General features: G+C 71.5%; 15 protein-coding genes. 8 read left to right on the plus strand and 7 right to left on the minus strand.

The window, feature by feature from the left end; all coding sequences use genetic code 11:
* Positions 1 to 101 precede the first annotated feature (101 nt).
* Positions 102 to 659: a DinB family protein gene (locus tag ABTY20_RS12235; RefSeq protein WP_351996899.1), complete on the minus strand. Its 558-nt coding sequence runs from the start codon at positions 657 to 659 to the stop codon at positions 102 to 104.
* Between the two features lie 303 nt (positions 660 to 962).
* On the opposite strand from ABTY20_RS12235, the gene ABTY20_RS12240 reads away from it, so the two are divergent.
* Positions 963 to 2513 (plus strand): pectate lyase family protein, encoded by a 1551-nt coding sequence (locus ABTY20_RS12240; protein WP_351996900.1) that lies wholly within the window; start codon positions 963 to 965, stop codon positions 2511 to 2513.
* Positions 2514 to 2771: 258 nt separating this feature from the next.
* Here ABTY20_RS12240 and ABTY20_RS12245 read toward each other — a convergent pair whose 3' ends face one another.
* The 4 genes from ABTY20_RS12245 to ABTY20_RS12260 all read right to left on the minus strand — a co-directional run bounded on the left by ABTY20_RS12245 (position 2772) and on the right by ABTY20_RS12260 (position 5469).
* The gene (locus ABTY20_RS12245) at positions 2772 to 3482 is read right to left on the minus strand and encodes a DUF3618 domain-containing protein (RefSeq protein WP_351996901.1); all 711 of its coding nucleotides are present in this window, start codon (positions 3480 to 3482) and stop codon (positions 2772 to 2774) included.
* Positions 3458 to 3886 carry a phage holin family protein gene (locus ABTY20_RS12250; RefSeq protein ID WP_351996902.1) on the minus strand — a complete coding sequence of 143 codons (429 nt, stop codon included), beginning with the start codon at positions 3884 to 3886 and terminating at the stop codon, positions 3458 to 3460. Before ABTY20_RS12250 ends, ABTY20_RS12245 begins: the two co-directional genes overlap by 25 nt.
* A gap of 1 nt (position 3887) precedes the next feature.
* Entirely contained in the window at positions 3888 to 4508 is a 621-nt protein-coding gene (locus tag ABTY20_RS12255; protein ID WP_351996903.1) for a hypothetical protein, read from the minus strand.
* 520 nt (positions 4509 to 5028) lie between these two features.
* Positions 5029 to 5469 carry a VOC family protein gene (locus ABTY20_RS12260; RefSeq protein WP_351996904.1) on the minus strand — a complete coding sequence of 147 codons (441 nt, stop codon included), beginning with the start codon at positions 5467 to 5469 and terminating at the stop codon, positions 5029 to 5031.
* 239 nt (positions 5470 to 5708) lie between these two features.
* Here ABTY20_RS12260 and ABTY20_RS12265 point away from each other — a divergent pair, with 239 nt between their 5' ends.
* Positions 5709 to 8711, plus strand: coding sequence for a bifunctional [glutamine synthetase] adenylyltransferase/[glutamine synthetase]-adenylyl-L-tyrosine phosphorylase (locus ABTY20_RS12265; RefSeq protein WP_351996905.1), 3003 nt, complete (start codon positions 5709 to 5711; stop codon positions 8709 to 8711).
* A 38-nt stretch (positions 8712 to 8749) separates the two neighbouring features.
* Here the strand turns inward: ABTY20_RS12265 and ABTY20_RS12270 are convergent, their stop codons facing one another.
* Both ABTY20_RS12270 and ABTY20_RS12275 read right to left on the minus strand, forming a co-directional pair.
* Entirely contained in the window at positions 8750 to 9619 is an 870-nt protein-coding gene (locus ABTY20_RS12270; RefSeq protein WP_351996906.1) for a phosphatase PAP2 family protein, read from the minus strand.
* A gap of 131 nt (positions 9620 to 9750) precedes the next feature.
* Positions 9751 to 10785: a LacI family DNA-binding transcriptional regulator gene (locus ABTY20_RS12275; RefSeq protein WP_351996907.1), complete on the minus strand. Its 1035-nt coding sequence runs from the start codon at positions 10783 to 10785 to the stop codon at positions 9751 to 9753.
* A 421-nt stretch (positions 10786 to 11206) separates the two neighbouring features.
* Here ABTY20_RS12275 and ABTY20_RS12280 point away from each other — a divergent pair, with 421 nt between their 5' ends.
* The 6 genes from ABTY20_RS12280 to ABTY20_RS12305 form a co-directional block, all read left to right on the plus strand.
* Positions 11207 to 12478 carry an extracellular solute-binding protein gene (locus tag ABTY20_RS12280; RefSeq protein WP_351996908.1) on the plus strand — a complete coding sequence of 424 codons (1272 nt, stop codon included), beginning with the start codon at positions 11207 to 11209 and terminating at the stop codon, positions 12476 to 12478.
* Positions 12479 to 12574: 96 nt separating this feature from the next.
* On the plus strand, positions 12575 to 13579 hold the full coding sequence (locus ABTY20_RS12285; protein ID WP_351996909.1) for a carbohydrate ABC transporter permease: 1005 nt from the start codon (positions 12575 to 12577) through the stop codon (positions 13577 to 13579).
* 13 nt (positions 13580 to 13592) lie between these two features.
* A complete protein-coding gene (locus ABTY20_RS12290; protein WP_351996910.1) occupies positions 13593 to 14504 on the plus strand; it encodes a sugar ABC transporter permease in 912 nt (303 codons plus the stop codon).
* A gap of 182 nt (positions 14505 to 14686) precedes the next feature.
* A complete protein-coding gene (locus ABTY20_RS12295; protein WP_351996911.1) occupies positions 14687 to 16381 on the plus strand; it encodes a glycoside hydrolase family 13 protein in 1695 nt (564 codons plus the stop codon).
* A 165-nt stretch (positions 16382 to 16546) separates the two neighbouring features.
* Positions 16547 to 17920, plus strand: coding sequence for an alpha-amylase (locus ABTY20_RS12300; RefSeq protein WP_351996912.1), 1374 nt, complete (start codon positions 16547 to 16549; stop codon positions 17918 to 17920).
* Between the two features lie 205 nt (positions 17921 to 18125).
* On the plus strand, positions 18126 to 22273 hold a 4148-nt coding region (locus tag ABTY20_RS12305; RefSeq protein WP_351996913.1), incomplete at its 3' end, for an alpha-amylase family glycosyl hydrolase.

Here is a 22273-nt window from a genome sequence, read left to right on the forward strand (position 1 = left end):
GCCAGGGGGCCGACGGTCACGAACCGTCGGCCCCCTGGCCCACTCACCGGCCCCGGGCGCCTTCGAAGGGGCGGCGCCGGCGCTCGGGCGCGCGGCCCCCGTCAGCCCATGCTCTTCGCGCCGTCCAGCGATTCGCGGACGATGTCGGCGTGGCCCGCGTGCTGGGCGGTCTCGGCGATGATGTGCAGCAGCGTCCTGCGGGCCGTCCAGCGCACGTCGCCCTCGAACCACGGGGCCTTCGGCAGGGGCCACGAGGCGTCGAGGTCGGGCAGCGCCGCGACCAGGTCGTCGGTCCGGGCGGCCACGCCGGCGTAGTCGGCCAGCACGCCGGCCAGCGTCTCACCGGGCAGCATCCGGAACTCGTCGGCCCGCCGGGCCCAGTCCTCCTCGGTCATGGCCGTGAAGTCCGGCATCGCGGAGGGGCCGTTCAGGATGAAGTCGACCCAGCCCCGCTCGACCGAGGCGACGTGCTTGATCAGGCCGCCCAGGCAGAGCTCGCCGGCGGTGGTCCGCAGTCCGGCCTGCTCGTCGGTGAGGTCACGGGTGGTGAAGCGCAGGAAGTGCCGGTGCTTGGCGAGCGTCTCCAGCAGGTCGGCGCGCTCACCGCTCACCGCCGGGGCCTCGACAGCGTCGCTGGTGGCCGGCTCGTTCACGGTCATGGTCTCCGCCTTCCGTCGTCCTGTTCCGCGGTCGAGGACCACGCTAGAAGCCATCTAGGACAGATCACGTCCTAGAGGGCGCGCACCCGTCTCCAGGAAGTGGAAGCAGTCCTTCCGTAACTGCGCGGAACCTTGCCAGTCCCTCGGATGTGGCCCTACTGTCGCGGCAGACATCAAGAAAGCGCTTTCTCGCCGATGGGCCGGCCCACCCCCGCCCCCCTCATCGGCAGTACTGACATGCCCATGACATAAGACGGCTCGGTGCGGAACGCCCGGCACCCGAGAGCGAAAGGCGAGACGAGAATGAGACGAACAGTCGCAGTGCGGCTCTCCGCGTTACTGGCCACGGGAGCCCTCGCGGCGGCGACCGGCGTGGCCCTGTCCACGTCCTCGGCGTCCGCCGCCACCGGTGGCGTCACCGGCTACGCCACCCAGAACGGCGGGACCACCGGCGGCGCGGGCGGCCAGACGGTCCGCGCCACCACCGGCACCGCGATCCACCAGGCCCTGTGCGGCCGGGCCAGCAGCTCCACCCCGATCACCATCCAGGTCGAGGGCACCATCAACCACGGCAACACCACCAAGGTGTCGGGCGGCAGTTGCAGCACCGCCGCCGACAGGATCGAGCTCAAGCAGATCAGCAACGTCACGATCGTCGGTGTCGGCAACGGCGCCGTCTTCGACCAACTGGGCATCCACATCCGGGAGTCCAGCAACATCATCATCCAGAACGTGACGATCCGGAACGTCAAGAAGTCGGGCTCGCCCACGTCGAACGGCGGGGACGCCATCGGCATGGAAAGCGATGTCCGCAACGTCTGGGTCGACCACACCACGCTGGAGGCGTCCGGCGGGGAGTCGGAGGGCTACGACGGCCTCTTCGACATGAAGGACAACACCCAGTACGTGACGCTGTCCTACAGCGTCCTGCGCAACTCCGGCCGCGGCGGCCTCATCGGCTCCAGCGAGAGCGACACCTCGAACGGGTACGTCACGTTCCACCACAACCTGTACGAGAACATCGACTCCCGCACGCCCCTGCTGCGCGGCGGCATCGCGCACATCTACAACAACCACTACAGGAACCTGAACGAGTCCGGGATCAACTCCCGCGCCGGCGCCCGCGCCAAGGTGGACAACAACTACTTCGAGGACTCCAAGGACGTCCTCGGCACGTTCTACACCGACGCGGCCGGCTACTGGCAGGTCAGCGGCAACATCTTCGACAACGTGACCTGGTCCTCGCGCAGCGGCGACACCAACCCGGCCGGTCCGAACCCGACGTCGAACACGTCGGTCGGCATTCCGTACGCCTACACCCTCGACGCGGCCACCTGCGTGCCGGGCGTGGTGGGCCAGACGGCGGGCGCCAACAAGGGCCTGAAGGTCTCGGACGGCAGCTGCACCCCGCAGAACCCCGACCCGACCGACCCCGGCCCGACCGACCCGGACCCGGACCCGACGGACCCGGACCCCACTGACCCGCCCACCGGTACCAACCTCAGCCTCGGCGCGGGCGCCGACGGTTCCTCCAAGGCCTCCGGGACGAGCTACGGCAACGTCGTCGACGGCAGCACGAGCACGTACTGGTCGCCGTCCGGCTCGACCGGCTCCGTCTCGGTGAAGTGGGGCTCCGCCACCAAGGTGTCCAAGGTCAACATCCGGCAGGCGTCGGGCTCGGGCACCATCAACGCCTACCGGCTCGTCAACCACGACACGGGGGCCGTCCTGGCCTCCGGCAGCGGAGCGGGCGTCATCGGCTTCTCCGCGACCTCCCTGAAGAAGATCACCCTCGAGATCACCAGCGCCTCGGGCACCCCGAGGATCGCCGAGTTCGAGACGTACGCCGGCTGACGCGCACCGGGGGCCGTCCTCACGGCGGCCCCCGGCCTCGGCCGGCGTGCCGTGCCACGGAACCGGGGCCCACGCCGCCGCCACGAGGGACGGACGGGGGCCGCCGCGCCCGTTGGGGGCGGCGGCGCGGGGTACCCGGCGGGCATGTTCTTCTTCTTCAGCAATCGGGTCGGCTGCGTCGGGTCACTGCTCATCAGCGCGGTGGCGACCGTCATCCTGTTCCTGATCCTCACCCGCTGACCGGGCCGGCGCCCGGTCTCAGGCGGGGCCGGTGCGCCTCTTGGCCTCGTCCTTGAGGCTGCGGCCGGAGTCCTTGGCCTGGTCGGTGACCTGGCCGGCCTGGCCGCGGGCCTCGTCCTGGGTGGCGCGGGCCGCCTGCTGCGCGGTGTCCTTCACCTCGGCGGCCGCGCTCTGCGCGGTCTCCTTGGCGCCCTCCTTCAGGTGCTGCGCGGACTCGCCGGCGGCCTGCCTGACCGGCTCCAGCGCCTCGGCGCCGCGCTCCATCAGCTCGGACGCCTTCTGCTGCTCCTTCTCGGAGGCGGGCACCATCGAGGCGGCCAGCAGGCCGACGCCGAAGGCGACCAGGCCGGCGGCGATCGGGTTGCCCTGCGTCTGGCGGCGGGCCATCTCGGGCGTCTGCTGGATGGCCTCTCCCGCCTGGCCGGCGGCCTCGCGCGCCGTGTCGGCCGCGCGTCCGGTGCCCTCCTGCACGGAGCCGGCCGCCGAGCCCGCCGCCGACTGCACCGAGCCGGCCGCCGACCGGGCGGTGTCCGCCACGCCGTGTGCCGTGTGGGACGCGGTGCCCATGACGCGGTCACGGACGCCCGACACCGTGCGCCGCATCCTCGCCTTGCGGCGGCGGGCCATGCGGCGCGGGCTGGCCCGGTCGGCGAGACGGTCCACGTCCGCGGACAGCTGGTTGCGGGTGGCCGCTATCTCGGCCCTCATTTGGTCGGGTGACGTGCCCATTCCGCGTCCTCCTTCAGGGTCTGGACGGTGTTCTCGGGCTTCGGCGAGACGGTGCGCATCTTCGCGCGGCCCTTCCGGTACAGCACGGCCGCGGCGACGGCCCACAGCGCGGCGACGATCAGCGCGGCCCAGCCGGCGTCCATCACGTTGGCCAGACCGAACATGGCCGCCAGCGACAGGAACAGCAGCACCAGGTAGCCGGCGAAGCCGGCGCCGCCGTACATCCCGGCCGCCTTGCCCGCCTTGGCGCCCTCCTCCTTGACCTCGGCCTTGGCCAGCTCCACCTCCTGGCGGAAGAGGACCTGCAGGTCGGAGGTCACCCGGGACAGCAGCTCACCCGCGGACCGCTCCTCCCCGTACGGCTCGGCCGAGCGGGCCCGGGACAGCGGTGACAGCGTGGCCATCTCATACCTCCGGGAACGGGCGGCCCGACGTGCCGAGGTCCGGCGGAGTGGGCGGTGCGGTCCCCGGCGGGGGAGCGGCCGGCAGGGCCCCGGTCGCCGGGGCGGCGGTGACCTGTCGCTGTCCGTCCCCGTCGGTCCGGGACGCCTGCGCCACCTTCGCCAGGCGCCCGACGGCCAGTCCGGCCAGCAGCGCGCCGCCGAGGAAGGCGCCGGGGCGGCGCCGGGCGAAGCCCTGGAGGTCGGCGACGAGGCCTTCGACCCCCTGCCGCTCCAGGTAGTCGGCCGCCCGCATCCCCTTGTCGCCCGCGCGGGCCGCCAGGCTGCGGGCGGGCGAGTCCTTCTCCGCGTGCGCGGCCAGGCCGGAGAAGTCGTTCGCCCACTGCCGCAGCGTGCCGGCCGCCCGCTTCGTCTGCCCGTCCGCCTCGTCGATCGCGCGGACCCGCAGGTCCTCGATGACCGTGCCGGCCTGCTGCCGCGCCTCACCCACGACGGCCCGCGCCTGTTCCGCCGCGGTCCCCGCGACCTGTCCGGCGGCCTGCTTGGCCTGGCCGGCCGTGGCGGAGGTCTCTGCCTTGACCTTGTCTCCGGTGCCCCCGGATCCGGTTCGTACGGACTCACTCATCGGCGACCTCTCCTCATCGGATGGGTGCGTACGGCCCGTGTCCGGTGACCGGGCGTGGGCCGGAACGCGCGTCCCGGACCGCACACATGGCCGTCCGTCTCACCCCGAGTGGCCATTTGGCATGGTTTGACACCCTTTGCGGGCAATGTGTGTCGCGGACCGGTGCGGCTTCCCCGTCGCCGGCCCACTCGCGCTCACGGAGACGCACCAGGTGGCCACCGGCCGCGCCGGGCGCGGGGCGGCCGGTGGAGTCCCTCGCTCCCTCACCGGGCGCGTCCGGCGGACGCGGCTGGTCCCGGCTCCGCCGGCGCCGGAGACCCTGGACGCCGCGCCGGCCGTCCGGGCCCGCCGCGCGTCGCCGGACCCGGTGGACGCGGTCGACGTCGCCCCCGCCGCCGGACACGACACGGACGCCACTCTCACCGGAGGCCTCCGGGACTTCTGGGCGCCGCGTCCGGCGGGCGGCGGCCTCTCCTGCTTCCGGGTCCTTCCCGACGCCCTCCGACCGGCGACGGCGGCCCTACCCCTGCGCCGGTCCCCCCAGCGCCTTGTGCAGCGGCTCCGTCGCCCGCCGCCGGTACTCCTGGACCGCCCAGCCGTTGCCGTCCGGGTCCGTGAAGTACATGAAGGTGGCGCCGTCGGAGTCGGCGTACCGGACCGGCTCGGAGACCTCCAGGCCACGGGCGGTCAGTTCCGCACGGGCCGCCTCGATGTCGGCGACGCAGAGCTGCAGCCCCTGGTAGGAGCCGGGGGGCGGGGTGGGGCCGGGGGTCGACTTCCACAGGGTGTCGCCGAGGGCGATCGAGCAGCCGGAGCCGGGCGGGGTCAGCTGGACGATGCGCATGCCCGGCACGACCTCCTGGTCGATGTCGACGTGGAAGCCGACCTTGTCCCGGTAGAAGTCCCTGGCGCGGTCGATGTCGCTCACGGGGAGGGGGATCACTTCGAGGGTCATGTCCATGGAACGGCGACTCCTTCGTCGACAGCCGGCCGGGCGACGGCCGGACCGCCACCGGCTCCGGCCGAGGGGCTCCCTCCCACCGAATCCGAAAACCGCCCGCCGCGCCACCGAAACGCCGGCAACGGCATGTCACCGCGCCCCGGGCCGCGGGCCCGTACTCCCGATAGGCTCGTGGCCGTACGACCCAGATCCGGGGCATGTGCACCGGGCACAGGCACGAGGCACGAGGGAGGCCGGGGATGACGTCGGCGCCGGGGCGCAGGAGCAGTACCTTCACGCGGCTGCTGCGGCACGGCTTCACCGATCCGTCCGCCGCCGAGCACCTGCTCGACAGCGACGGACTGACGCCCGTGCGCAACGACCCCGTGCTGCTGGACGCCCTCGGCGCCACCGCCGACCCCGACCTCGCGCTGCGCGGTCTCGTACGGCTGCTGGAGGCGCAGGACGGGGCCACCGCCCGCCAGGAGCTGCTGGACACCCTGATAGCCGCCAAGCCGCTGCGGGACCGGCTGCTCGGGGTGCTCGGCGCCTCCGAGGCGCTCGCCGACCACCTGACCCGGCACCCGAGCGACTGGCAGGCCCTGGTCACCTACGAACCGCGCGACCTGCACCCGGGCGTCGAGGAGTTCGAGCGGGGCCTCGCCGGCGCCGCCGACCCGGTCTCGCTGCGCGTCGCCTACCGGCGCTGCCTGCTGTCCATCGCCGCCCGCGACGTCTGCGGCACCATCGAGGTCGCCCAGACCGCCGCCGAGCTCGCCGACCTGGCCACCGCCACCCTGCGCGCCGCCCTCGCCCTCGCCCGGGCCGACGCGCCCGAGGACGCCGCGCTGTGCCGACTCGCGGTGATCGCGATGGGCAAGTGCGGGGGACACGAGCTGAACTACGTCTCCGACGTCGACGTCGTCTTCGTGGGCGAGGCGGCCGACGGGGCCGACGAGGACAAGGCGCTGCGCGCCGCCACCCGGCTCGCCTCGCACCTGATGCGGATCTGCTCCGAGACCACCGTCGAGGGCTCCATCTGGCCCGTCGACGCCAACCTGCGTCCCGAGGGCCGCAACGGGCCGCTGGTGCGCACCCTCGCCTCGCACCTCGCCTACTACCAGCGCTGGGCCAAGACCTGGGAGTTCCAGGCGCTGCTCAAGGCCCGTCCGGTGGCCGGCGACCGGGCGCTCGGCGAGGAGTACGTGGCCGCGCTCCAGCCGCTGGTGTGGCAGGCCGCCGAGCGGGAGAACTTCGTCGCCGACGTGCAGAAGATGCGCCGCCGGGTGGTGGAGAACATCCCCGCCGCCGAGGTCGACCGCCAGCTCAAGCTCGGTCCGGGCGGCCTGCGGGACGTCGAGTTCGCGGTGCAGCTGCTCCAGCTGGTGCACGGCCGCGCCGACGCCTCCCTGCGCAGCGGCACCACCCTCGACGCGCTGAAGGCCCTCGCCGCCGGCGGCTACGTCGGCCGCGCGGACGCCGCCCAGCTCGACGACGCCTACCGCTTCCTGCGCTCCCTGGAGCACCGCATCCAGCTCCACCGGCTGCGCCGCACCCACCTCGTCCCCGAGGACGAGACCGACCTGCGCCGCCTGGGCCGCTCCCTCGGCCTGCGCACCGACCCGGTCACCACCCTGACCCGCGAGTGGAGACGGCACGCCTCCGTCGTACGGCGGCTGCACGAGAAGCTGTTCTACCGGCCGCTGCTGGACGCCGTCGCCGCGCTCGCCCCCGGCGAGGCCCGGCTCAGCGCCGAGGCCGCACGGGAGCGCATGGTGGCCCTCGGGTACGCCGATCCGGCCGCCGCGCTGCGCCACCTGGAGGCGCTGGCCTCCGGCGTCACCCGCAAGGCCGCCATCCAGCGCACCCTGCTGCCCGTGCTGCTCGGCTGGTTCGCGGACTCCGCCGACCCGGACGCCGGCCTGCTGAACTTCCGCAAGGTCTCCGACGCCCTCGGCAAGACCCCCTGGTACCTGCGGCTGCTGCGCGACGAGGGCGCCGCCGCCGAGAACCTGGCCCGCGTGCTGTCCGCCGGCCGGCTCGCCCCCGACCTGCTGATGCGCGCCCCCGAGGCGGTGGCCCTGCTCGGCGACGGGGACGGCGGGGGACTCACCCCCCGCCCCCGGGCCTCGCTGGAGCAGGAGGTCCTCGCCGCCGTCCGCCGCGCCGACAACGCCGTCCAGGGCGTCACGGCCGCCCGCGGGGTGCGCCGCCGCGAGCTGTTCCGCACGTCCGCCGCCGACATCGTCGGCTCCTACGGCACCGAGTCCCAGCCCGCCGAGGCCGACCAGGGCGCCCTGGTGGACCTGGTGGGCGGCGCGGTCTCCGACCTGACGGCCGCCACCCTCGCCGGCACGCTGCGCGCCGTGGTCCGCGAGGGCTGGGGCGACATGCTGCCCACCCGCTTCGCGATCATCGGCATGGGCCGCTTCGGCGGGCACGAGCTGGGCTACGGCTCCGACGCGGACGTCCTGTTCGTCCACGAACCGCGCGACGGCGTCGACGAGCGGGAGGCCGCCGAGGCCGCGAACAAGGTGGTCGCCGAGATGCGCCGGCTGCTGCAGATCCCCAGCGCCGACCCGCCGCTGCTCATCGACGCCGACCTGCGCCCGGAGGGCAGGTCCGGCCCGATGGTGCGCACGCTCACGTCGTACGAGGCGTACTACCGCCGCTGGTCGCTGGTGTGGGAGCGGCACGCGCTGCTGCGCGCCGAACACGTCGCCGGGGACGAGGACCTGGGCCGCCGCTTCACCGAGCTGATCGACCCGCTGCGCTACCCGGCCGCCGGACTCGACGAGGAGGCCGTGCGCGAGATCCGCCGGCTGAAGGCCCGCATGGAGTCCGAGCGGCTGCCGCGCGGCGCCGACCCCAAGCTGCACGCCAAGCTCGGGCCCGGCGGGCTGTCCGACGTGGAGTGGACCGTGCAGCTGCTCCAGCTGCGGCACGCCGCGCGGGAACCGGGCCTGCGCACCACCCGCACGCGGCAGGCGCTGGCCGCCGCCCGCGCGGCCGGGCTGATCTCCGAGGACGACGCCTCCACCCTCGACGAGGCCTGGGTGCTGGCCACCCGGGTGCGCAACGCGGTGATGCTGGTCAAGGGCCGCGCGGGGGACACCTTCCCCACACAGCCCCGCGAACTGGGCGCCGTCGGCCGCTACCTCGGCTACGGCCCCGGCCACGTCGGCGACATGCTCGACGCGTACCGGCGGACGGCACGGCGGGCGCGGAGCGTGATGGAGGAGCTGTTCTACGGGGGGTCGTGACCCCCCCCTCGGCCCCGCTGCGCCCAACCCCGCTCGGCTCAGCCCTGCTTGGGCACCGCGATCCGCTCCGGCGGCCGTTCCTCCCGGCCCGGTACCGTCCTCGGCAGGGCGTACGGCCGGCGGCCGTACCAGAGCAGGGCGACGCCGTAGCCGAAGGCCAGGCAGACCACGCCGCCCACCGCGTCCAGCCAGAAGTGGTTGGCGGTGGCGACGATGACCACCAGCGTGCCCACCGGGTACAGCAGGCCCAGCACCCGCACCCACGGGACGGTGGCCAGCGCGAAGAGCGTCAGACCGGACCAGACCGACCAGCCGATGTGCATCGAGGGCATCGCCGCGTACTGGTTGGACATGTTCTTCAGGTCGCCGGAGGCCATCGACCCCCAGGTCTGGTGGACCATCACGGTGTCGATGAAATCCCGGCCGTTCATCAGCCGGGGCGGGGCGAGCGGGTACAGGTAGTAGCCGACGAGGGCGATGCCGGTGGTGGCGAAGAGGACCGTGCGGGTCGCCGCGTACCGGCCGGGATGGCCACGGTAGAGCCACACCAGGACACCCAGCGTCACCACGAAATGCAGGGTGGCGTAGTAGTAGTTCATGCCGACGATGAGCCAAGTCACCGAGTTCACGGCGTGGTTGACGGACTCCTCGACGGCGAGGCCCAGTCGGTCCTCCAGCCGCCAGATCCAGTCGGCGTTGCGCAGGGCCTCGGCCCGCTGCTCGGGCACGGCGTTGCGGACGAGCGAGTACGTCCAGTAACTCACCCCGATGAGCAGGATCTCGAACCACAGCCGGGGCCGGCGCGGGGCGCGCAGACGGCGCAGGCGACGTGGCCCCGCCTCCTGTGCGACGGGGTGCGCTGCGGCCTCGTGCCGGCCTTCCAGCGTTGTCACCGTCGTGTCACCCATAGGCCAGAGTCTGCCAGAAAGGACCCCTCCGTCAGATCCTCCCCCGGTCGGGCCGGACCCGCACGTTCTCCTCCGGGCGCAGGCCCGCGCCCTCCTGCCGCGGTAGTGCGCAGGGGTCCGCCTCCTCCGCCCTAGGGACGATTCCGGTCACCCGGGGCCGAAGCGGTCGAACCGCGCACCACCAGTTCCGGCATGAACACGAACTCGCTGTGCGGCGCGGGCGTTCCGCCGATCTCCTCCAGCAGCGTGCGCACCGCGGCCTGGCCCATCGCCGGGACCGGCTTGCGGACCGTGGTCAGCGGCGGGTCGGTGAAGGCGATCAGCGGGGAGTCGTCGAAGCCGACCACCGAGATGTCCTTCGGCACGTCCAGGCCCCGCTGCCGGGCCGCCCGTATCGCGCCCAGCGCCATCATGTCGCTCGCGCACACCACCGCCGTGCAGTCGCGGTCCATCAGCGCGGTCGCGGCCGCCTGGCCGCCCTCCAGCGTGTACAGCGAGTGCTGGATCAGCTCCGTCTCGACCGTCTCGGCGCTCAGCCCCAGTTGCTCCTGCACGGCGCGCACGAAGCCCTCGATCTTGCGCTGCACCGGTACGAACCGCTTCGGCCCGAGCGCCAGCCCGATCCGGGTGTGGCCCAGGGAGGCGAGGTGGGTGACGGCGAGCGCCATCGCGGCCCGGTCGTCGGGGGAGATGAACGGCGCCTGCACCTTCGGCGAGAAACCGTCGACCAGCACGAACGGCACGCCCTGCGCCCGCAGCCGGTCGTAGCGCTGCGTGTCGGCGGTGGTGTCGGCGTGCAGTCCGGAGACGTAGATGATGCCGGCCACCCCGCGGTCCACGAGCATCTCGGTGAGCTCGTCCTCCGTCGACCCGCCCGGGGTCTGGGTGGCGAGCACCGGCGTGTAGCCCTGGCGGGTCAGCGCCTGCCCGATGACCTGGGCCAGCGCCGGGAAGATCGGGTTCTCCAGCTCGGGGGTGATCAGCCCGACCAGGCCCTCGCTGCGCTGCCGCAGCCGCACCGGGCGCTCGTAGCCGAGGACGTCGAGGGCGGCGAGCACGGACTGGCGGGTGGTGGCGGCGACGCCCGGCTTCCCGTTCAGGACCCGGCTGACGGTCGCCTCGCTCACCCCCGCCTGAGCAGCGATGTCGGCGAGGCGTGTGGTCACAGGACCGGACTGTAGCTGCCGGTTCTCCCCTTGCACACCGACGGGACGCCTGGTGCGCGCCGTCGAACGGCCCGCTGCGGGCTGCTGGGTCATCGCGATCCCTCAAGTCGTGGTCGGCGTCCGGTCCGCAAGGGATGATTCTCCCGGCGGAAGCGGATGGCAAGTGCTTGCAGAGTCTTGCACAACAGTCCGAAGCCCTGTCGTACGGGCGGAAACCCGGGTCGCCGCGCGGTCGAGAACAGGTCACGGCAGCATAACTGTCGGCGTCGCTTGCAAAAGTTTTCTGCAAGGTCTTTCGAAACGGTTCCATCGCTGTTACGTTCACGTCGCCCGGCGGCTCCATCGGCGCAGTCGGCACGTTTCGCAGGACGGCAGACGGGGCCGTACCTGCACTCACGGGCTTAACCCTCAAGGAGAACTCATGCGGCGTGGCATAGCGGCCACCGCGCTGGTGGCGTCCCTCGCCCTCGCGGCGACGGCCTGCGGCGGAGACGGCGACAGCGGAGACGAGGCCGGCGGCCCGGTCACCATCACCTGGTGGGACACCTCCAACGCGACCAACGAGGCGCCGACCTACAAGGCCCTGGTCAAGGAGTTCGAGGCCGCCAACAAGGACATCAAGGTCAACTTCGTCAACGTCCCCTTCGACCAGGCGCAGAACAAGTTCGACACCGCCGCCGGTTCCAAGGGCGCCCCCGACGTGCTGCGCTCCGAGGTCGGCTGGACCCCCGCCTTCGCCAAGAAGGGCTTCTTCCTGCCGCTGGACGGCACCGAGGCCCTCGCCGAGCAGGACAAGTTCAAGCCCAACCTGATCGAGCAGGCCAAGTACGAGGGCAAGACCTACGGCGTCCCCTTCACCACGGACACCCTCGCCTTCGTCTACAACAAGGCCCTGTTCGAGAAGGCCGGCGTCGAGGCCCCCAAGACCTGGGACGACCTGAAGAAGGCCGCCGCCACGATCAAGGACAAGACCGGCGTCGACGGCTACTGGGGCTCCACCGCCGGCTACTACGCCCAGCCGTTCCTGTACGGCGAGGGCACCGACATGGTCGACGCCGACGCCAAGAAGATCACCGTCAAGTCCGCCGAGGCCGAGAAGGCGTACGGCACCTGGCTGGACCTCTTCGAGGGCAAGGGCCTGCACAAGGCCGACGTCACCGCCGACGCCTACGCCCACATCCAGGACGCGTTCGTCAACGGCAAGGTCGCCTCGATCATCCAGGGCCCGTGGGAGATCACCAACTTCTACAAGGGCTCCGCCTTCAAGGACAGGAACAACCTCGGCATCGCCACCGTCCCGGCCGGCTCCGCCGGCAAGGCGGGCGCCCCGACCGGCGGCCACAACCTCTCCGTCTACGCCGGCTCCACCAAGGAGAAGCAGGAGGCCGCGCTGAAGTTCGTGAACTTCATGACCTCGGCCAAGGCGCAGGAGACCATCGCGCTGAAGAACTCCACGCTGCCCACGCGTGACGACGCCTACACCGACAAGGTCAAGGCCGACCCGGGCATCGCCGGCTACCAGACGGTCCTCTCCGCCGCCCAGCCGCGCCCGGCCCTGCCCGAGTACAGCTCGCTGTGGGGTCCGCTGGACGACGAGCTCCCGCAGATCGCGAGCGGCAAGGAGTCCCTGGACAAGGGCCTGGGCGACGTGGAGACCGCGTTCGTCAAGCTGGTGCCGGACTTCAGCAAGTAATCCCGTGCGGCCGCCGGACCCGGTTCCAGGAGGGGAGGGTCCGGCGGCCGCCGGCCCGTGTGCCGTACTCCTTGATCATCCAGAAGGTGCCGAACCATGACAGTCGCCATCGACCGCGCGACCGGCAAGCGCCGCGGTGACCGCGCGCCCCGCCCCGGCCCGGCCGGCCGCCTGAAGCGCAGTTTCCAGAAGCACTGGTACGCCTACGCCATGATCGCGCCGGTGGTCCTGGTGCTCGGCGTCATCGTGCTGTACCCCCTGGCGTACGGCTTCTACCTCACCCTCACCGACGCGGACAGCCTGAACTCGGCCCGCACCATCGGCGTCAACGAGATCGAGGCCACCTACGAGTTCATCGGCATCGACAACTACGCCGACATCCTGTGGGGCGAGACGGCCTACGACCGCTTCTGGTCGCACTTCATCTGGACGATCGTGTGGACGGCCGCCTGTGTCGCCCTGCACTACGGCATCGGCCTGGGCCTCGCCCTGCTGCTCAACCAGAAGCTGCGCGGGCGCACCCTCTACCGGCTGGTCCTGATCCTGCCGTGGGCCGTGCCGACCTTCGTCACCGTCTTCGGCTGGCGCTTCATGCTCGCCGACGCCGGCATCATCAACACCGCCCTGGACTCCCTCGGGCTGCCGACCCCGGCGTGGCTGGAGGACACCTTCTGGCAGCGCGTCGCCGCCATCACGGTCAACACCTGGTGCGGTGTGCCCTTCATGATGATCTCCCTGCTCGGCGGGCTGCAGTCCATCGACGCCAGCCTGTACGAGGCGGCCGAGATGGACGGCGCGAACGCCTGGCAGCGGTTCCGCCACGTCACCCTGCCCGGCCTGCGCTCGGTCAGCTCCACCGTGGTCCTGCTCGGCATCATCTGGACCTTCAACCAGTTCGCCGTGATCTTCCTGCTGTTCGGCAACACCGCCCCGGAGGCACAGATCCTCGTGACCTGGGCCTACCAGCTCGGCTTCGGACAGCAGCCGCGCGAGTTCGCCGAGTCCGCGGCCTACGGCATGCTGCTGCTGGCCATCCTCGTCGTCTTCACCTCCTTCTACCGCCGCTGGCTGAACCGCAATGAGCAGCAGCTCGCGATCTGAGGCAGGAGTCCCCATGAGCACCTCCACCGTCACCCCCACTGCTCCGGCGGACCGGCCTGCCGACGACGGGGCCCCGGCCCGCGGGTCGCGCCGGCGCGGCGAGAGCAGCCCGCTGGCCCGCCTCACCACGCACGGCGTGCTGACCGTGGCCAGTCTGATCGCGCTGTTCCCGGTCGCCTGGCTGGTCTTCCTCTCCCTCGGCCCCGACAAGGACGACTACCTGCGTCCCGGCGGCATCTGGGGCAAGATGACGCTGGACAACTACTCGTTCGTCCTGCAGAACACGAACTTCTTCCACTGGCTGAAGAGCTCGCTGATCGTCTCGCTCGGCACCACGGTCATCGGCGTCCTGGTCGCCGCCACCACCGGCTACGCGGTCTCCCGCATGCGCTTCCCGGGCTACCGGAAGTTCATGTGGGTGCTCCTGCTCACCCAGATGTTCCCGGTGGCCGTCCTGATGGTCCCGATGTACCAGATCCTCTCGGACCTGCAGCTCATCGACAGTTACCCTGGACTCGTCCTCGTCTACTGCTCGACGGCGGTGCCGTACTGCGCCTGGCTGATGAAGGGCTACTTCGACACCATCCCGTTCGAGATCGACGAGGCGGGACGCGTCGACGGGCTGACCCCCTTCGGCACGTTCGCGCGGCTGATCCTGCCGCTCGCCAAGCCCGGACTGGCGGTCGCCGCGTTCTACAGCTTCATCACCGCGTTCGGCGAGGTCGCCTTCGCCACGACGTTCATGCTCGACGACGAGAAGTACACGCTCGCCGTCGGTCTGCAGAGCTTCGTCAGCGAGCACGACGCACAGCGCAACCTCATGGCCGCCACCGCGGTCCTGATCGCGATACCGGTCTCCGCGTTCTTCTACCTCGTGCAGAAGAACCTGGTCACCGGCCTCACCGCCGGCGGCACGAAGGGCTGACCCCCTTCGTGCGACGACTCCCGCGCGCGCCTGCCGCGCGCGGGTAGGCGGCCGCGGTGTCCTCCCCCACTCTCGGCTTCGCTCGAGCGGGGGGACCCCGGACCCCGCCGTCACCGCGGCCGCCTCGTCTCCCGCCGCGCACCCCCACTCGTCTCCCCGACCGCACTCGTATCAAGGACGACATGAGCCAGCAGCACTCCGCCGCCCCGGCCCCGACCCCCACCACCGACGCGGCCGTCGCCACCGTCACCCGGCGCCGCGACTGGTGGCGGGACGCGGTGATCTACCAGGTGTACCCGCGCAGCTTCGCCGACAGCAACGGCGACGGCATGGGCGACCTGGAGGGCATCCGCTCCCGCCTGCCGTACCTGCGCGACCTCGGTGTGGACGCCGTGTGGCTCAGCCCCTTCTACGCCTCGCCGCAGGCCGACGCCGGCTACGACGTCGCCGACTACCGCGCCGTCGACCCCATGTTCGGCACCCTCCTCGACGCCGACGCGCTGATCCGCGACGCCCACGGGCTGGGCCTGCGGATCATCGTCGACCTGGTCCCGAACCACTCCTCCGACCAGCACGAGTGGTTCAAGCGCGCCCTCGCCGAGGGCCCCGGCTCGCCCTCGCGCGACCGCTACCACTTCCGTCCCGGCAAGGGCGCGAACGGCGAACTGCCGCCCAACGACTGGGAGTCGATCTTCGGCGGTCCTGCCTGGACCCGGGTCACCGAGCCCGACGGCACCCCCGGCGAGTGGTACCTGCACCTGTTCGCGCCCGAGCAGCCCGACTTCAACTGGGAGCACCCGGCCGTCGGCGACGAGTTCCGCTCCATCCTGCGGTTCTGGCTGGACATGGGCGTGGACGGCTTCCGCATCGACGTCGCCCACGGCATGGTCAAGGCGGAAGGCCTTCCCGACCTTGGATCCCATGAGCAGCTGAAGCTGCTGGGCAACGATGTCATGCCGTTCTTCGACCAGGACGGCGTGCACGACATCTACCGCCAGTGGCGGCTCATCCTCGACGAGTACTCGGGCGAGCGCATCTTCGTCGCGGAGGCCTGGACCCCGACCGTCGAGCGCACCGCCAACTACGTCCGCCCCGACGAACTGCACCAGGCGTTCAACTTCCAGTACCTGGGCACCCACTGGGACGCCGAGGAGCTGCGCACGGTCATCGACCGCACGCTGGACGCCATGCGCCCGGTCGGTGCCCCCGCCACCTGGGTGCTGTCCAACCACGACGTCACCCGGCACGCCACCCGCTTCGCCAACCCGGCCGGCCTCGGCACCCAGATCCGCCTGGCCGGCGACCGCGAGCTGGGCCTGCGCCGCGCCCGCGCCGCCACCCTGCTGATGCTGGCGCTGCCCGGTTCGGCCTACGTCTACCAGGGCGAGGAGCTCGGCCTGCCGGACGTCGTGGACCTCCCCGACGAGGTGCGCCAGGACCCGGCGTACTTCCGGGGCGCCGGCCAGGACGGCTTCCGCGACGGCTGCCGGGTGCCGATCCCGTGGACCCGTGAGGGCTCCTCGTACGGCTTCGGCGACGGCGGCAGCTGGCTGCCGCAGCCGGCGGAGTGGGGCGGGCTGAGCGTCGAGGCGCAGACCGGCGACCCCGGCTCGACCCTGGAGCTGTACCGGTCCGCGCTCGCGGCGCGCCGGGACCACGCCGACCTGGGCGCGGGCGACGCGGTGGAGTGGCTGCGGGCCCCCGAGGGCGTCCTCGCCTTCCGGCGCGGGGAGTTCGTGTGCGTCGCCAACACCACGGGGGAGCCGGTGACCACCCCCGTGTACGGTCGCGTCCTGCTCGCCAGCGGTGAGGTGGAGGAGACGGCCGGCGAGGCGACGGTGCCCGCCGACACCACGGTGTGGTGGACCACGGGCTGACGTCCGTCCCGCAACTTTTTCATTGAAGTTGGTACGGCCCGCTGCCCTTTCGGGCGGCGGGCCTCTACCATCTGCGGTGCCGCAAGGTTGCTGAAGATTTCTGCAAGAAGCTTCATGCGACCCGGGCGGCATCCCCACACCCTTCGATGAAGAAGGAAGCCCCACATGGCACGCAGAACCCTCGCCGTGGCCGCCGCACTCGCGGCAGCCTCGGTTGTCATGACCCCGACCGGCGCGCAGGCCTCCCCGCCGGGCGGCAAGGACGTCACCGCCGTCCTCTTCGAGTGGAACTTCGCCTCCGTCGCCCGCGAGTGCACCACCACCCTCGGCCCCGCCGGATACGGGTACGTCCAGGTCTCCCCGCCCGCCGAGCACATACGGGGCGCGCAGTGGTGGACGTCGTACCAGCCCGTCAGCTACCGGATCGCCGGCCGGCTCGGTGACCGCGCCGCGTTCAAGAACATGGTCGACACGTGTCACGCGGCCGGCGTCAAGGTCGTCGCCGACACGGTCATCAACCACATGTCCGCCGGCAGCGGCACCGGCACCGGCGGTTCGTCGTACACGAAGTACGACTACCCCGGCCTGTACTCCTCGTACGACTTCGACAACTGCACCTCGCAGATCACCAACTACCAGGACCGCGGGAACGTCCAGAACTGCGAACTGGTCGGCCTGGCCGACCTCGACACCGGCGAGGAGTACGTCCGCAGGACCATCGCCGGGTACATGAACGACCTGCTCTCCCTCGGCGTGGACGGCTTCCGCATCGACGCCGCCAAACACATGCCGGCCGCCGACCTGGCCGCCATCAAGTCCCGGCTGAGCAACCCCGGCGCGTACTGGAAGCAGGAGGTCATCCACGGCGCCGGCGAGGCCGTCCAGCCCGCCGAGTACACGGGCAACGGCGACGTCCAGGAATTCCGGTACGCCTACGACCTCAAGCGGGTCTTCCACAACGAGAACCTCGCCTACCTGAAGAACTACGGCGAGGGCTGGGGCTACCTGAACGGCTCCGTCTCCGGCGTCTTCGTCGACAACCACGACACCGAACGCAACGGCTCCACGCTCAGCTACAAGGACGGCGCCACCTACACCCTGGCCAACGTCTTCATGCTGGCCTGGCCCTACGGCGCCCCGGACATCAACTCCGGGTACGAGTTCTCCGACCACGACGCCGGACCGCCGAACGGCGGCCAGGTGAGCGCCTGCTGGCAGAGCGGCTGGAAGTGCCAGCACAACTGGCCGGAGATCAAGTCCATGGTCGCCTTCCGCAACGCGACCCGCGGCCAGGCGGTCACCAACTGGTGGGACAACGGAGGCGACGCCATCGCCTTCGGCCGGGGCGGCAAGGGCTTCGTGGCCGTCAACCACGAGTCCGGCCCCCTGACCCGCACCTACCAGACCTCCCTGGCCGCGGGTACGTACTGCAACGTCCAGAACAACACCACGGTGACCGTGAACGGTTCCGGGCAGCTGACCGCCACCCTGGGCTCGAACACGGCCCTCGCGGTCTACGCCGGCAAGTCGTCCTGCTGAACGCGTGCGGGCCGTGCCGCCGTTCACGGGACGGCGGCACGGCCCGCGCCCTCGTGAAAGTCCTTACCGTTACTTTCACAACCCTTGCTGTAAGGCTTTCAACGGCGATACGGTCACGCCGACGCTCCGGTGACGTGGCCGAAACAGGCCGTCGCCGTGGCGTGGGGTCGGACCCAATGAGCCGTAAGCGCGAGGAGTTCACGCCTTGATACCCAGATGGCCCGCGCCCCCGGGGCGCCGCACCGCGCGGGGCGGACGCGTCGCCGCCGTCACCGTGGCCGCGCTCGCCGCGACCCTGGTGCAGCCGGTCGCCGCCCGTGCCGCGACCCCGCCCGCGCCGCCCTCGGACGCGAAGCTCGCCGAGTCGCCCGCGCGGCACGACCTGACCCGCGAGCAGTTCTACTTCGTCCTGCCGGACCGCTTCGCCAACGGCGACACCGGGAACGACCGCGGCGGACTGACCGGTTCGCGCCTCAGTACCGGGTACGACCCCACCGACAAGGGCTTCTACCAGGGCGGCGACCTCAAGGGCCTGACGAAGAGGCTCGACTACATCAAGGGGCTCGGCACCACCGCCATCTGGATGGCGCCCCTCTTCAAGAACCAGCCCGTGCAGGGCACCGGCAAGGACGCCTCCGCCGGCTACCACGGCTACTGGATCACCGACTTCACCCAGGTCGACCCGCACTTCGGCACCAACGACGACCTCGAGAACCTCATCGACAAGGCCCACGCCAAGGGCATGAAGGTCTTCTTCGACGTCATCACCAACCACACCGCCGACGTCGTCGACTACGAGGAGAAGTCCTACGGCTACCTCTCCAAGGGCGCCTTCCCGTACCTGACGAAGGACGGCGAGCCCTTCGACGACGCCGACTACGCCGACGGCTCCCGGAAGTTCCCGCGCGTGGACGGCGGTTCCTTCCCGCGCACCCCCGTCGTGCCGGACGCCAAGAAGCGGGTCAAGGTCCCGTCCTGGCTCAACGACCCGGAGATGTACCACAACCGGGGCGACTCCACCTTCGCCGGCGAGTCCGCCGAGTACGGCGACTTCTCCGGGCTCGACGACCTGTGGACCGAGCGTCCCGAGGTCGTCGACGGCATGGAGAAGATCTACCAGCGGTGGGTGAAGGACTTCGACATCGACGGCTTCCGGATCGACACCGTGAAGCACGTCAACATGGAGTTCTGGACCCAGTGGGCCACCGCCCTGGACGCCTACGCGGCCCAGAGGGGCCGGGACGACTTCTTCATGTTCGGCGAGGTCTACTCCGCCGACACGAACGTCACCGCCCCGTACGTCACCCGGGGCCGCCTGGACGCCACGCTCGACTTCCCCTTCCAGGAGGCGGCACGGCAGTACGCCTCGCAGGGCGGCAGCGCGAAGAAGTTGGCGGCCGTCTTCGGCGACGACTACAAGTACACGACCGACAAGGCCAACGCCTACGAGCAGGTCACCTTCCTCGGCAACCACGACATGGGCCGCTTCGGGACGTTCCTGACGCAGGACAACCCGAAGGCCTCCGACGCGGAGCTGCTGAAGAAGGACATGCTCGCCAACGAGCTGATGTTCCTCAGCCGCGGCAACCCGGTCGTCTACTACGGCGACGAGCAGGGCTTCACCGGCGCCGGCGGCGACAAGGACGCCCGCCAGAGCCTGTTCGCCTCCCGTACGGCCGACTACCTCGACGACGACCTGATCGGCACCGACCGCACCCACGCCGAGGACGCCTACGACACGCGCGCACCGCTCTACCGGCAGATCAGCGCTCTCGCGAAGCTCCGCAAGGCCCACCCTGCCCTCACCGACGGCATCCAGCAGGAGCGGTACGCGGACGACGGCGCGGGCGTCTACGCCTTCTCCCGCACCGGCACCGGCAAGGACACCACCGAGTACGTCGTCGCCTTCAACAACGCCGGCGAGGCGAAGAAGGCCACCTTCGCGACCGGCTCCGCCCGGATGACGTTCAAGGGCCTCCACGGCACCGACGCCACCGTCACCAGCGACGCCGACAAGAGGATCACGGTCACCGTCCCGGCGGGCTCCGCGATCGTCCTCAAGGCGTCCGGCCCGCTCGCGAAGCCCGCCGCCCGGCCCACCATCACGCTCAAGGCCCCGGACGCCGGCGCCACCGGCACCGTCGAGGTCACCGCCGACGTCGAGGGCGGCCGGCTCAACCGGGTCGTCTTCGCCGCCCAGACCGGCGACGGGAAGTGGCGGACGCTCGGCTCCGCCGACCACGCCCCCTACAAGGTCACCCACACCCCCGGCGAGGACGTCCCCGCCGGCACCGCCCTGCGCTACAAGGCCGTCGTGATCGACTCGGCCGGCCGCACCGCGAGCGCCCTGGCCGCCTCCACCACGGGCACCCCGCCCGCCGAGGAGCCGCCCACCGCCGCCTCCCGCGACCACGCGATCGTCCACTACAAGCGCACGGACGGCGACTACGACGACTGGGGCCTGTACGCCTGGGGCGACCTCGCGGACGGCGAGGCCACCGAGTGGCCGAACAGCCACCCCTTCACCGGCCGGGACGCCTACGGCGCCTTCGCCTACGTCAAGCTCAAGCCCGGCGCGTCCGACGTGGGCTTCCTCGTCATCGACGAGGACGGCAACAAGGACGTCGCCACCGACCGCACCATCGACGTCACCCGGCACGGCGAGATCTGGATCGAGCAGGGCAAGGAACCCGTCACCACCGAACGGCCCGACTACCCGGCCCAGGACAAGAGCAAGGCGGTCCTGCACTACCACCGCGCCGACGGCGACTACGACGGCTGGGGCCTGCACACCTGGACCGGTGCCGCGAACCCCACCGACTGGTCGAAGCCCCTGGAGCCGGTGAGGACCGATGCCTATGGCGCTGTCTTCGAGGTGCCGCTCGCCGAGGGTGCCACCAGCCTCAGCTACATCCTCCACAAGGGCGACGAGAAGGACCTCCCCACCGACCAGTCGCTGGACCTCAGGGCGAACGGCCACGAGGTGTGGCTGGTGAGCGGCCAGGAGAAGTACCTGCTGCCGCAGCCCGCGGGCTCCGCGGCCGCCCTCGACCTGACCACCTCCAAGGCGGTCTGGATCGACCGCGACACCGTCGTCTGGAACGGCTCCGAGGCCGCCGCCTCCACCCAGCTCCTCGCCTCCCGCACCGGTTCCGTCAAGGTGCAGGGCGGTGCGCTGACCGGCGAGGACGCCCGCTGGCTCCGGCTGACGAGCGCGACGCTCACCGACGCCCAGAAGGAGAAGTTCCCGCACCTGAAGGACGGCACCGCCTGGTCCGTCGACCCGCGCGACCGGGACCGCGTCCGCGAGGCCCTGCGCGGCCAGGTCGTCGCCGCCCAGCACGCCGCCAACGGCGCCGTGCTCGCGGCGACCGGTGTGCAGATCGCGGGCGTGCTCGACGACCTCTACGCGGCCGACGCCACGAAGGCGGACCTCGGCCCGGTGTTCCGCCACGGCCGGCCCACCCTCTCCGTGTGGGCGCCGACCGCGCAGGACGTCTCCCTGGAGATCGGCGACCGCACCGTCCGGATGCGGCGCGACGACGCCACCGGCGTCTGGTCCGTCACCGGCCCGCGCTCCTGGAAGGGCGAGGAGTACCGGTACAAGGTGAAGGTGTGGGCGCCCAGCACCCGCGAGATCGTCACCAACAAGGTCACCGACCCCTACTCGGTGGCCCTGACCACGGATTCCGAGCGCAGTCTCGTCGTCGACCTGGCCGACCGGTCCCTGAAGCCGCGTGCGTGGTCGACGTACGACAAGCCGAGGGCCGTGCCGCTGAAGGACGCGCAGATCCAGGAACTGCACATCCGCGACTTCTCCATGGCGGACCGCACGGCGGAGCACCCCGGCACCTACCTCGCCTTCACCGACGAGGACAGCGACGGCCGCAGGCACCTGCGTGAGCTGGCCGAGGCCGGCACCTCGTACGTGCACCTGCTGCCCGCGTTCGACATCGCCACCGTCCCCGAGGACAAGTCCGAGCAGGCGAGTGTCGACTGCGACCTGGCCTCCTACCCGGCCGACTCCGCCGAGCAGCAGGAGTGCGTGGCGAGGACGGCCGCCCGGGACGCCTACAACTGGGGCTACGACCCCTACCACTACACGGTCCCGGAGGGCTCCTACGCCACCGACCCGGACGGCACCGAGCGCACGGTCGAGTTCCGGAAGATGGTCAAGGCGCTCAACGAGGACGGCCTGCGGGTCGTGATGGACGTGGTCTACAACCACACCGCCGCGAGCGGCCAGGCCGGCACCTCGGTCCTGGACCGGATCGTGCCCGGCTACTACCAGCGGCTGCTGGCCGACGGCGCGGTCGCCGACAGCACCTGCTGCGCGGGCACCGCCACCGAGAA

The organism is Streptomyces sp. NPDC126497, assembly GCF_040302425.1.
GTDB lineage: Bacteria > Actinomycetota > Actinomycetes > Streptomycetales > Streptomycetaceae > Streptomyces.

Coding starts and splice junctions, on each gene's coding strand:
- ABTY20_RS12235 (WP_351996899.1), bottom strand. CDS start 659: ATGACCGTGAACGAGCCGGCCACCAGCGACGCTGTCGAGGCCCCGGCG.
- ABTY20_RS12240 (WP_351996900.1), top strand. CDS start 963: ATGAGACGAACAGTCGCAGTGCGGCTCTCCGCGTTACTGGCCACGGGA.
- ABTY20_RS12245 (WP_351996901.1), bottom strand. CDS start 3,482: ATGGGCACGTCACCCGACCAAATGAGGGCCGAGATAGCGGCCACCCGC.
- ABTY20_RS12250 (WP_351996902.1), bottom strand. CDS start 3,886: ATGGCCACGCTGTCACCGCTGTCCCGGGCCCGCTCGGCCGAGCCGTAC.
- ABTY20_RS12255 (WP_351996903.1), bottom strand. CDS start 4,508: ATGAGTGAGTCCGTACGAACCGGATCCGGGGGCACCGGAGACAAGGTC.
- ABTY20_RS12260 (WP_351996904.1), bottom strand. CDS start 5,469: ATGGACATGACCCTCGAAGTGATCCCCCTCCCCGTGAGCGACATCGAC.
- ABTY20_RS12265 (WP_351996905.1), top strand. CDS start 5,709: ATGACGTCGGCGCCGGGGCGCAGGAGCAGTACCTTCACGCGGCTGCTG.
- ABTY20_RS12270 (WP_351996906.1), bottom strand. CDS start 9,619: ATGGGTGACACGACGGTGACAACGCTGGAAGGCCGGCACGAGGCCGCA.
- ABTY20_RS12280 (WP_351996908.1), top strand. CDS start 11,207: ATGCGGCGTGGCATAGCGGCCACCGCGCTGGTGGCGTCCCTCGCCCTC.
- ABTY20_RS12285 (WP_351996909.1), top strand. CDS start 12,575: ATGACAGTCGCCATCGACCGCGCGACCGGCAAGCGCCGCGGTGACCGC.
- ABTY20_RS12290 (WP_351996910.1), top strand. CDS start 13,593: ATGAGCACCTCCACCGTCACCCCCACTGCTCCGGCGGACCGGCCTGCC.
- ABTY20_RS12295 (WP_351996911.1), top strand. CDS start 14,687: ATGAGCCAGCAGCACTCCGCCGCCCCGGCCCCGACCCCCACCACCGAC.
- ABTY20_RS12300 (WP_351996912.1), top strand. CDS start 16,547: ATGGCACGCAGAACCCTCGCCGTGGCCGCCGCACTCGCGGCAGCCTCG.